General features: G+C 27.5%; 11 protein-coding genes. 7 read left to right on the top strand and 4 right to left on the bottom strand.

Annotation, left to right across the window (positions count from 1 at the left end; genetic code table 11):
- Positions 1–57: 57 nt before the first annotated feature.
- The 7 genes from TVTCOM_RS10725 (at position 58) to TVTCOM_RS10695 (ending at position 7460) form a co-directional block, all read left to right on the top strand.
- Entirely contained in the window at positions 58–708 is a 651-nt protein-coding gene (locus TVTCOM_RS10725; RefSeq protein ID WP_434796269.1) for a corrinoid protein, read from the top strand.
- 5 nt (positions 709–713) lie between these two features.
- The gene (locus tag TVTCOM_RS10720; RefSeq protein WP_434796268.1) at positions 714–1253 is read left to right on the top strand and encodes a DUF2284 domain-containing protein; all 540 of its coding nucleotides are present in this window, start codon (positions 714–716) and stop codon (positions 1251–1253) included.
- Positions 1254–1326: 73 nt separating this feature from the next.
- Positions 1327–3123 (top strand): ASKHA domain-containing protein, encoded by a 1797-nt coding sequence (locus TVTCOM_RS10715; protein WP_434796267.1) that lies wholly within the window; start codon positions 1327–1329, stop codon positions 3121–3123.
- A gap of 218 nt (positions 3124–3341) precedes the next feature.
- Positions 3342–4664, top strand: coding sequence for a putative DNA modification/repair radical SAM protein (locus TVTCOM_RS10710; protein WP_434796266.1), 1323 nt, complete (start codon positions 3342–3344; stop codon positions 4662–4664).
- Between the two features lie 9 nt (positions 4665–4673).
- Positions 4674–5420 carry a TIGR03915 family putative DNA repair protein gene (locus tag TVTCOM_RS10705; protein WP_434796265.1) on the top strand — a complete coding sequence of 249 codons (747 nt, stop codon included), beginning with the start codon at positions 4674–4676 and terminating at the stop codon, positions 5418–5420.
- Positions 5421–5531: 111 nt separating this feature from the next.
- The gene (gene ilvA, locus TVTCOM_RS10700) at positions 5532–6734 is read left to right on the top strand and encodes a threonine ammonia-lyase (protein WP_434796264.1); all 1203 of its coding nucleotides are present in this window, start codon (positions 5532–5534) and stop codon (positions 6732–6734) included.
- Positions 6735–6920: 186 nt separating this feature from the next.
- A complete protein-coding gene (locus tag TVTCOM_RS10695) occupies positions 6921–7460 on the top strand; it encodes a hypothetical protein (RefSeq protein ID WP_434796263.1) in 540 nt (179 codons plus the stop codon).
- Positions 7461–7495: 35 nt separating this feature from the next.
- On the opposite strand, the gene TVTCOM_RS10690 is transcribed toward TVTCOM_RS10695, so the two are convergent.
- The 4 genes from TVTCOM_RS10690 to tnpC all read right to left on the bottom strand — a co-directional run bounded on the left by TVTCOM_RS10690 (position 7496) and on the right by tnpC (position 12442).
- The gene (locus tag TVTCOM_RS10690; protein ID WP_434796262.1) at positions 7496–8590 is read right to left on the bottom strand and encodes an acyltransferase family protein; all 1095 of its coding nucleotides are present in this window, start codon (positions 8588–8590) and stop codon (positions 7496–7498) included.
- Between the two features lie 157 nt (positions 8591–8747).
- Positions 8748–9272: a hypothetical protein gene (locus tag TVTCOM_RS10685; RefSeq protein ID WP_434796261.1), complete on the bottom strand. Its 525-nt coding sequence runs from the start codon at positions 9270–9272 to the stop codon at positions 8748–8750.
- A gap of 61 nt (positions 9273–9333) precedes the next feature.
- On the bottom strand, positions 9334–10248 hold the full coding sequence (locus TVTCOM_RS10680; RefSeq protein ID WP_434796260.1) for a patatin-like phospholipase family protein: 915 nt from the start codon (positions 10246–10248) through the stop codon (positions 9334–9336).
- Between the two features lie 586 nt (positions 10249–10834).
- On the bottom strand, positions 10835–12442 hold the full coding sequence (tnpC, locus tag TVTCOM_RS10675) for an IS66 family transposase (RefSeq protein ID WP_434796259.1): 1608 nt from the start codon (positions 12440–12442) through the stop codon (positions 10835–10837).
- Positions 12443–12472: the final 30 nt, after the last annotated feature.

Raw genomic sequence — 12472 nt, 5'->3', positions numbered from 1 at the left:
AAATACAAATTAAATATAATATTTTGAAATTTACAATGGTTGAAAGGGGATATTATTATGTCAAATATAGAAGCTATTTCACAAGCAGTACAGGGAGGAAAATCTAAAAAAATAGGAGAATTAGTTGAACAAGCTTTACAAGCAGGTTGTGAACCTACTGAAATATTAAACAAGGGTATGATAGAGGCTATGAGTATAGTTGGAGATAAATTTACTAAAAATGAAATTTTTGTACCTGAAATGTTAGTAGCTGCTCGTGCAATGAAAAAAGGAGTGGAAGTATTAAAACCTCTTTTAGCAGGAGACAATTCAATTTCTGCTGGCAAAGTAATAATGGGAACAGTGGCAGGAGATTTACATGATATAGGTAAGAACCTTGTTATAATGATGTTGGAAAGTGCAGGATTTGAAGTTATAGATTTAGGTGTAGATGTTTCATCTGATAAGTTTATATCTACTTTAGAAGAAAATCCAGATACAAAAATAGTAGCAGCATCAGCGCTTTTAACTACAACAATGCCAGCTTTAAAAGAAACAGTTCAAGCATTGAATGGATGCAACTTAAGAAACAACATAAAAGTAATGGTAGGAGGCGCTCCAATAACACAAGAATTTGCAACTGAAATAGGTGCAGATGTTTATACAGAAGATGCAGCTTCAGCAGCTCAAATGGCTAAAAAACTTGTATTAGAAAATGCAAGTGCATAAATCATATGAAAGATATAAATGAAATAATTAAAAAAGCAAAAGTTTATGGATTTCATGAAGCTACTTTATTAGATGTTTCTACTATTAAATTGATGGATGAAGTAAGAAATATGTGTGAAGATAATAGATGCAATAAATATAATACTAATTGGTCTTGTCCACCAGGGTGTATCACTTTGGAAGAAGGAAGAAAAAAGCTAGCTAATTATTCAAAGGGAATAATAGTTCAAACAATAGGAGAAGTTGAAGACTCTCTTGATTTTGAGACTATGATGGAAATTGAAGAGAAACATAAAAGAAATTTCTATGAGTTTTATGAAATAATTAAAGAAAGATATGAAAACTCTATGGCTTTTGGAAGTGGATGTTGTACCATTTGTCCAAAATGTACATATCCAAATGAGCCATGCAGATTTCCACAAAAATGTGTATCTTCAATGGAAGCTTATGGAATGTTAGTTAGTGATATTTGTAAATCTAACAATATTAAATACTACTATGGGCCAAACAAAATTGCATATACATCTTGTTTTATAATTAAATAGCTCCCACAAATCCTTTCTCATTTTTAAGTGAGGAGGGATTTTTTAAATAAAAGTGAATAAAGGGGAAAAATTTATGAAAATAAGCATTAATAATGAAGAAAGTACTAAAATAATTTATGTAAATAAAAATGATAATTTGCTTAAAGTCTTAAGAGAAAATCATATAGAAGTAAATAATAACTGTGGAGCAAAAGGAAAATGTGGTAAGTGCAAAGTTAAAATTTTAAAATATGATTATTTGGAAACTACTAAAAGTGATGAAAAATATTTAAGCAAAAAGGAATTGGAAGAAAAAATAAGATTGGCTTGCATGATAAATTTGAAAGATGATATGGAAATTGAATTAATAAATAATAAAGATAATATTAATGTTTTAACAGATGTCTATGATAATATTGCTAATTTAGATACAAATATTAAAAAACATTATATTGAGTTAAAAAAACCAACACTGAAAGATCAAAGAGATGATATCAAAAGATTAAAAGAAAGTTTAAATATAGATTTAGAAATTAATATAAAAGATTTACAAAATATAAGTGAAATTTTAGAAGAAAATGATTACAAAATAACTCTTACTACTTACACAAATAAGCTACTTCATATTCAAGGTAATGATAGAAGTAAATATAAATATGGAATTGCCATTGATTTAGGAACTACAACCATAGCACTGTATTTAATTGATTTAAATAATGGACATATTATATCAGTCTTATCTCAAGTTAACAATCAAAGAGCATACGGTAGTGATGTGATATCTAGAATTAACTACACCATTGAAAATAAAAATGGAATTAATGAGTTGAACAAATGTATAATAGATGAAATAAATGAAATGATAGATAAAATTTGTAAAGCCAATAAAATAGATAAAGAAGAAGTTTATAACTTAGTAGTAGTGGGGAATACCACAATGATTCATTTATTTATGAAGCTTAATTGCAAAAATATAGCTCTTGCTCCTTTTATACCTACTTTAACTGAAACTTATGAATGTTTATCTTCTGATTTAGGTATAAATATAAATGGAGTAGTAAGTTTTCCTCCAGGTATTTCAGCTTATGTAGGTAGTGACATAAGTGCAGGAATTTTATCTTCAAATATTTGTGAAAAAGAAAAATATTCCCTACTATTGGATATAGGAACAAATGGAGAAATGGCTATGGGAAATAAGGACAAAGTGTTTACATGCTCCACTGCAGCAGGACCTGCTTTTGAAGGAGCTAATATTAAATATGGAGTAGGAGGAATAGATGGAGCAATAAGTAGTATTGATCTTAGTAAGAGTACAATTTATAAAACTATCAATAATGAAACACCTTGTGGAATTTGTGGTTCAGGAGTTTTAGATATAAGTAGTCAATTATTAAAATATGAAATAATAGATGAAAGTGGAAGAATGTGTGACTTGGATGAAATAAAAAATGAAAATTTAAGAAAAAGATTAAAAGAAGAAAACAATATGAAAGAATTTGTGATTTTTGAAGATGAAGATAAGAAAATAAGTTTTACACAAAAGGATATAAGAGAAGTACAACTGGCAAAGGCAGCAATTAATGCAGGAATGAAGGTATTACTAAAGGAAAGTAACTTAACTTATGATGATATAGAACATGTATATATTGGTGGAGGATTTGGAAATTTTATGGATGTGGAAAGTGCGGTAAATATTGGGATGATACCAAAGGAGCTTAAAAATAAAATTAAATCTATTGGTAACTGCGCAGGAAAAGGTGCAATAAATTATTTAATAAATGAAAAAAAACAAGAAGAGATTATTAATATCACTAATAAATGTAAGTATATAGAGCTATCACAAAGTAAAGATTTCCAAGAGTTTTATATTGATTCTATTATTTTTGAATAAAGTTATGCCTGTTATAATGTTAAGCCTAAAAAGCAATTACTTTAGAAAATTATTTCTAAAGTAATTGCTTTTTTTACGGAATTATCACATATTACCATTGAAAAAATTATAAAAGAATCCTATAATTATATAAAGAACATATGTTCTTGATGCGAAAATTTACAATTCATGATAGTTATTTATTAATTTAATATCTATATTTTAAGGGAGGTGAAGTTTTGGATTTACAAAGAAAGCTTGAAATATTATCATCAGCTGCAAAATACGATGTATCCTGCTCTTCAAGTGGAAGTAATAGAAAAAATAAAAAGGGAGGTATAGGAAATGCTTCCATAAGTGGTATTTGTCATTCATTTACACAAGATGGAAGATGTGTATCTCTTCTTAAAATTCTCATGAGTAATGTATGTATCTACGATTGTAGTTATTGTGTAAGTAGAACTTCCAACGACTTTCCAAGGGCCACATTTACTCCAGAGGAAATATGTGATATAACTATAAATTTTTATAAAAGAAATTACATTGAAGGTTTATTTCTAAGTTCAGCCATAGTAAAAAGTGCAAACTTCACCATGGAAAAGTTATACGAAACAGTTTATAAACTTAGAAATGAGTATAATTTTAATGGATATATACATTTAAAAGCCATACCTGGTGCAGATCAAAATCTAATAAATAAAGCAGGGCTTCTCGTTGATAGAATGAGTGTAAATATAGAGCTTCCATCATCAGAAAGTCTGAAAATATTAGCTCCAGATAAAGATAAAAATAAAATATTATTACCAATGAAACATATTAGTAATAATATTATTCAAAATAAAAGTGAAAGACAAAGTTTTAAAAATGCTCCCAGTTTTGTTCCAGGAGGACAAAGCACACAATTAATAGTTGGGGCATCACCAGAAAGTGATTTAAAAATACTAACTTTAAGTGAAAGTTTATACAAAAAAATGAACTTAAAAAGAGTTTATTACTCAGCTTTTGTGCCAGTAACAAAGGACAAAAGACTGCCAGAAATTAAAAATCCACCAACGCTGAGAGAACATAGGCTTTATCAAGCAGACTGGCTTCTTAGGTTTTATGGATTTAATGCTAAAGAATTATTAAGTGAAGAAAACCCAAACTTTGATATAAATTTTGATCCTAAAACTAATTGGGCTTTGCAAAATATTCATATATTTCCCCTGGAAATAAACAAAGCACCTAGAGAAATGCTACTTAGAATTCCAGGCATAGGTGAAAAATCCGTTCAAAGAATAATGGCTATACGTAGAGTTTCAAATATTTCTTTTGAAGATTTAAAAAAAATAGGTGTAGTTCTAAAAAGAGCACAGTATTTCATAATTTGTAATGGAAAATACTACGGAGACGTGTCCTTTGATGAGCCACTTATAAGAAATAGATTAACTCCAAAGGAAGATTTAAATATATTAGAAAGCAGAGGAGAACAACTAAATTTCTTTAATATGCCTGGATTTTCTTATTCACCTGCCATATTAAAGGTGGATGATATATTTTCATCAGTAATAGGAGAACTATAGGAGGAATTTATGAGAGTATTTTTACATGAACCAACTTTTGAAGGTTTGTTATCAGCCGTTTATGATGCTTATTACTCAAGTACAAAACCAGATTTTATATGCAGTAAAATAGTATATGAACAAAACTTAATTGATGAAGTTATAACAATAAAAAGTGATCCTATTAAATTTGAAAAGGTTTATAATGCCATAATAAATAAAATATCAAACAATGCATTAAATAAAATATACTATGTGTTTTTATCAGAAACAAAGGAAAGTTCCAATTTGATTTATAATTATCTAAGAATGGGATTTAAGTTTGGAAAAGATGTGGAGTTACATATTAACAATGATATAGTTTTAAATATGGATAAAATGAGTAATAAGGTATCATACGAAGGTCACAGACTTACAGGTTTCATTAGATTTAAAGAAATCAATAATATTTTATATGCTTCCATTAATCCAGATTATAATATACTACCTATAATTGGAGAGCATTTTAAAGAAAGACTTTCAAATGAAAATTTTATAATTCACGATATAAAAAGAGATATTGCTCTTATTTACAATAAAAAAGATTATTATTTAACTAATTTATCAAAAACTCAAAAAAATATTTTAATGAATAGTGATGATAAAGGTGAATATGAAAATTTATGGAAACAATATTTTAAATCTGTAAATATAGAAGAACGTAAAAATCCTAGACTTCAAAAAAGAATGATGCCAACTAGATATTGGAATAATATTATTGAAGTTAATAATAAGTAATTAATAGATTTTCTGACAAGTATATTAATTTAAAAATAGAGTAAAAATAAATATGTATGATTAGAATTATCATATTTTATTAATGACTTATACAACTGGGAGTGAATCACAATGACAAAAGTAACCTTACAAGATATACAAAAAGCACAAGAAACCATAAAGGATATAGTAAAAAAAACAGATATACTTGAAAGTACTAAACTTAGTACAATGACTGGAGCAAATATTTATTATAAATGTGAAAATCTTCAAAAGACTGGTTCTTTTAAAGTGAGAGGAGCTAGTAATAAAATAGCAAATCTTACGCAAGAGGAAAAATCTAAAGGCGTTATAGCTTCAAGTGCAGGAAATCATGCTCAAGGTGTGGCACTAAGTGCAAAAATGAATAACATAGAAGCAACCATAGTAATGCCTTCAACAGCACCTCTTGCTAAGGTCACAGCTACAAAATCTTATGGAGCAAATGTGGTACTAGAAGGAATTGTTTATGATGATGCCTATGCAAAAGCAGTAGAACTACAAAAAGAGAGTGGAGCGACCTTCCTTCACCCATTTAACGACAAATACGTTATAGCAGGACAAGGAACAATAGCTCTAGAAATTTTTGAACAAATGAACAATAAAGTAGATACCATACTTTGTCCAATAGGTGGAGGAGGAATAATTTCTGGTATTGCAGTGGCAGCAAAAGCCCTTAATCCAAATGTGAAAATAATTGGTGTACAAACAGCAAATATTCCATCTATGTATGAATCTATAAAAGAAGGTAAAGTCACAACAGCATTTAAAGCAACTTCTGTAGCAGATGGTATATCAGTTAAAACTGTGGGAGACTTAACATTTGATATAGCAAAAGACTTAGTGGACGAAGTAGTGCTTGTGGAAGAAGGGGAAATAGCAGAAGGACTTTTATTCTTAATGGAAAACCAAAAAGTTGTTGCAGAAGGATCTGGAGCAGTTACAACAGCAGCAATACTAAGTGGAAAATATAAACCAAAATCAGGGGAAAATGTTGTTTGTATAATTTCAGGTGGTAATATAGACGTTAATACTTTAAATAGAATTATAGCCATAGGTTTAAATGAAGGTGGTAGACGTTTTTCATTTAACACAGATATAAAAGATAAGCCAGGTGGACTATCTGAACTTACTAGAATACTAAGTGGATTAGATGCAAATATAATAACAGCAAATCTATCTTCAGTAAACGAGATTGGTAAGTTAAATGCACATATGACTATGGAAACTTTTAATCATGATCATATAGAAAAAATTAAAAAAGCCATAAGTGAAGGTGGTTTCAAAATTAAATAAATCATGTAAAGGAATAATGTTATAAACATTGTTCCTTTTTTAATTTATTTAATACTAAATCATTAAAATTAAAAATTATAAAAAAGACGTATATGACTTATGGTCAAAAACTAATGTTTATGGTATATTATAATTTATTGTTTAAAATAAGTTGAAATATTTAAGATTGTTAAGGAAGGAAATGCCATGGAAATACTTAGATTTAAAAAAGATGAATTTAATATGGAAAGTTTTATAAATTATTATAATGAAAATATAGAAGAATTACTTTTTAATTATCCTCATTATATATCAAGAGTTTGCCTAGTGGATAGAGATTATATGGATGTAATTATTTTTGATGAAGATTATGAGGATATAAATAGGGTAAAAGATTATGTAGAGTTACTACATGATGGAGAATATGCACTTCATTTTGTTGTGGGAAAAACTTATGAAGGAGCAGAAAAAATAGAACTTCTTCATGGTGAAAAATATATATTAAATCACTATATGGATGATATTTACGAAGATGATAACACTATAAAAGATATAGGAGATTTAAGCTTAAATGTGGATACTCTAGTTGGCTTATTATTTGATTTAGAAGAAAATGAAGTAGTAGTACATCCTGTAGATTTTGAACATGGAGGAGAAATATCACAACCTAGAATAAGAAAAGTTGATTATTGTGGGGATATGGAAGATAAATTAGTGAAAATTTTAGATGAATTTTTAATTGAATAAAATAAGTAAAGGACAGCTATGTAGCTGTCCTTTACTTATTTTATTCCTAAAACAAAGTTGAAAATTTTTACTCTGTATAAAATTTCATAGACAATAAATGTTAAAATAGCTGAAAAAATTATTATTAGTCCTATGGATAAAGTAGTAGATTTAACTGTAGGTACAATTAAAATTGCAAGAACTAATAAAATAGGTTGATGAATAATGTAAATTGGGAAAGTACGCTTATTTAAGTACTTTAAAAGCTTATTGTTTTTATTTAGGTGAATACTACTAAAACCAATAACTGTAGAAATTGCGCATATTAAAACACCGTTTTTTAAAATACTATCAATACTCCATACTGTTGTGTTGCCTTCCTCTGGTCTAAGTATTAATGTGTAAATAACACCACCAATTGCGAAAAAAACAAGAGTAATTAAATACTTAAAACGATAGCTTATTAATTTTTCTAAAAGTGTATCATCTTCATAAACAATATAACCTAATAAGAAAATTAATAAACATCCTATTATGCTTTTTCCCATTATGCTTGGAAATAAGTCGCTAAATATTCCAAGAAGCAATAAAAAAAGAAAACTAAATTTATTTACAAAAGCTTTTTTTAATAAATGAACTATTTTTATCCCTTTTTCATGCTTAAAAACTAGAAATAAAATAATTCCTCCCAAAATGGAAACAATAAATAAATAAAGTATAAACCATAAGTGAGCAGGAGTAAAAGCTCCATCAAATCCTGTAAAGTCTGTTACGTTTGAAAAAAAGAAACCTAAATGACTCAAATAACTCAAATTTCCTTCACCACGCCAAATCCTTGCCAAATAAGTTTGTGGTGGTACTAAAAATATAAGTCCAAATAAAAGTGGCACAAGAAGCTTTTTAATTCTTTCTACTATATATTCCTTAATATTTCTACGTTCAAAGGAAAAATATGTGGAAGCTCCCGCAAGGAAAAATAACATGGGCATATACCATGTAAATAATAATAAAATTATTATATCTGCAAAAAGGTTCTTTTCTACTGAAATAATATAAAAGTCCCCAAACTGGCAAAATATAGCGCAAGTATGATAAACAAAAAGCATTAATATACTTATGTTTCTAATCCAGTCTATTTCGTATCTTCTCATCTAACCCTCCAAATTTATAATAAGTCACAAAATATTCTTGCTATTTATTTTACTTTACCATAAATTTAGCCATATGTATCTATAAATGCGAAAAACAAATTACAAAATATTAAAGCTGAAAGATGATTCTTCCAGCTATTATATTTATAAAATTTTATTATCCAATTTTAACAATATTTAAACTTGCATTGCATTCTTCATTACTACAACTAGTAATAGTTTTACTATTATTAGAAAAATTATTGTTTTTCAGTTTGAGTATGGTATTTTCAGGAATATAGACTATATAATTACCAATAATAGACATGTAATTTTTCTTATTAGGATCTATTACTCCAAAAGTTCTTTGAATATTTTTTTGCAAAATATTATTAATATATAATCCTATATTTTGCTCAATATAATCTTTTTTATACTCTATATTAACTGGAATATTATATATAATATGATATACACCAGATTTATTAACTTTTATAGTAGTAGGATTAACAAGAACTATATCTTCATTAAATATTTCTGTTATATTAAAAGGGAAGTACTCGTTTACACCTACATTTACTAATTCTGTTTGTAGAAAAGTAGCATAAGAACTTTCTTTATTACTGAGTTCTTTTAATATATTACAGAGGCTTTCTAATAAATGATTATAATTTTTATTATAATTATTAAATTCTTCTTTCATAGACAATTCACCCCCTAATATATTTTATGATAAGTTTTGTAAAAGGGTTACAAAATAGGATTTATACACGATAATTTTTAAGATAAGTGTTAAAATCCCAATTTTCTAAGAAGGCTTTAGCTGACATATATCCAGATTTATATAAATATCTCATTTGATCTTTTGATATATTAAAATCTGTGGTATTGATACCTAATGTTGGAATGTTGACAATTCTAACTGTATCACAATCTTTAAAATATATTTCTTCACTTGTCAAAAGACTTGTTTCTATAACATCTATTAAATAAGGAATAAAACCATTTGAATTACTACTAGTTTTTTCAACGTTATCATATAAATTAAAACCAAAGGTAGGCCATCTTGGATTATCTTTCACGTCAAAAATCCAAATAGGAAAATTACTCAAAAGACCACCATCAACAATATAACAAGGAGTTTTACCCATATTTAGAACCATAGGTTCATAGAAAAAAGGTATACTAAGACTCATTCTAACAGCTTTTGCTATTTCAAAATCAAGTGGATTTATATTATATTCAACTAAGTCATCAGGTAAGGTAATTAATTTATGACGAGTAACATCTGTTGCAATAACTTTCAATCTACTTTTGCCATCACTATAAATGTCCCTAAAATATTTTTTGCCTTTTCTCTCAAATTTTTCAGTTAAAAAATTTTCAACATAATCACCTGAATGTATTCCTTTGGAAATAAGTAGAGAAGTAACAAGTCCCACTAAAGGAATAGACTGTAATGTATCCTTATCTGCAAATTGATTAAAATCCAAGCTAAACATAATATTCTTTATTTCTTTGGCACTATATCCCACAGCCACCAACGAGGCCACAATTGCACCAACAGATGTTCCAGCAACTCTTTTCCAGATATAACCTTCTTCTTCAAAGAAAGAAAGTGCACCCACAAGGGCTATCCCTTTTACACCTCCACCTTTGCATACTAAATCTGCGTACATTATTATTCACCACCAATATTAATCTAATACCTATATATTTGGTACACTACATAATATGTAGATTAATAAAAAATGATAAATACAATATGGAGATGATTATATAATAATTCCTAGTAGGATATAATATAAAAATTAAATATAGTAAAATAATACAAATCAAGAAAATAATTAATATAAAGCAGACATTGATATTAAAATCCTATTAAATTAAAATATTCCTTATTATTAATAACTTTGACAAGAATTCTGTATACTTTAGTTAATTGGTTAACAAAATTTAAAATAAAAAAGGAATTATTTAATAGAAACAGAATATTATATATAAACCTAGTTATTTTAATTATTGAACAGATATTAAAATGTGTGAAATCCCCCACATTCTAATATATTATAGTATTTTAACACCGTTTGCATCTCTGCATTTGGTGTTTTTTTCTATATTTTTTTAACAAAGATAATTAATTATTTAATAAAGATATAAAAAATCAATATGGAATAAGTTTTTATGTAAGCGTAAAAGATTTAACGCCTTGAAATATAAGAGGCAATAACTGATATTGTATTAAAATCAGTTATTGCCTCTATATTATTTATTTTCTATTTTAAGATTTTCTGGCAGAGTTGCCGACCAAGGCATTAGCTCTAATAATTTTTCTTCTGTTAATGTTTCATGTTTTGACATATTATCCATCAAATAAAGCAGATACTTTTCTGCAACAAGATCGTAGCTTTTAGCAGTTTCAATAATACTGTACAGAGTAGCACTTGCTTTTGCACCTTTTCCAGTATTAGCGAATAGCCAGTTCTTCCTTCCAATTACAAATGGCTTAATAGCCCTTTCAGCCGCATTATTATCTATTTCCAATGCTCCATCCTCAAGTACTCTTCTCATTCCAGGTAAAACTTTTTTACTATATTCTAGAGCTTTCCCTAACGGGCTTTTAGGCAATGCATCTTCAATTTCATCTGATACATATTTTTCAAATTTATGTAAAATGGATGATAACTTTTCTTTTCTATATTTATATCTAATTTTGAAGAAATCTTCATCTTCACCATAATCTTTTCTCAAGTCTTTTTCTAATTTATATATTTCCTCACAATAATTAAACCCTATGATTGCACGTGATTTTTTCAAGGCTTCATTATTTAGGGTTGATACGATATCATAATATTTTCTTCGGATATGCGCTAAACAATAAAGTCGTTTAGCATCACTGACGCTATTGTATCCGTTATATCCGTCTGTCTGAAGAAATCCAGAATAACCATTCAAAAATGATTTTGGATAAGAACTAGATCTAGTTTTCTGATATTCATATAAAATAATAGAGTTATCATTTCCTCCTGTTTTATATAACCACATATAACATTTAGATCTTGATTCTTTTCCCTTTGCATCAATTACCACCAAGCTCGTTTCATCAGCTTGTATATAATTTGATTTTAATAATTCCTCTTTCATTAAATCATATACAACTTGAAATTCCTTAGCAGAACTTATTATCCAGTTAGACAAGGTTTGCCTAGATAGATTAGCCCCTAACATCTTGAAATAATTTTCTTGTCTATATAATGGAAGTGAATATAAATATTTAAGACATATAGCATGAGCTACTATTTCATTAGATGCCATGCTTTTATGTAAAAAAGTTTTTGGTGTTTTAGCACAAACTATATTTGCTTCTCCTGTTTTTTCTTCACATGATTTACAAGCATAGCTGTATGTTATATGCTTTTCAACATAAAGTTTCGCGGGTTCATACTTTAGAATATCTTTTTCTTTTTTTCCTATCTCAACTAAAGTCGAATGACATTCATTACAAATGGCTTCGCCTTCCTCAAGTCTATGTTCTATTACAACTACTTCTAAATTAGATAAATTCTCTTTTTTACCTATATTTGAAGTTGATTTTTTTCGAGTATAAGTTATTTCCTCTATTTCAGGCTCAGCTACTTTTAAGTCACTTTCTTTTTCAGCCTCATTAAATAGAGATAATTGGTTTGAATCTACTTGCTCACTAGATTTCCCAAATATCTTCTTATTTTTATTTAAAATATGACCTTTTAAAATTTCTACCTCTTTTTTCAAACTATCTATTTCTTTATCTTTAGATTCAATCTCATTTTCCATTTTAGTAATTAATTTTTTTGTATTCTCATCCAATTCTTTTTCTAAAACTATATCCTGCATATTATAACCCCTTATATTCTTAAATATAAT

The organism is Terrisporobacter vanillatitrophus (assembly GCF_051148895.1).
GTDB classification, from domain to species: domain Bacteria; phylum Bacillota; class Clostridia; order Peptostreptococcales; family Peptostreptococcaceae; genus Terrisporobacter; species Terrisporobacter vanillatitrophus.
This window is presented reverse-complemented; position numbering and strand designations above follow the sequence as displayed.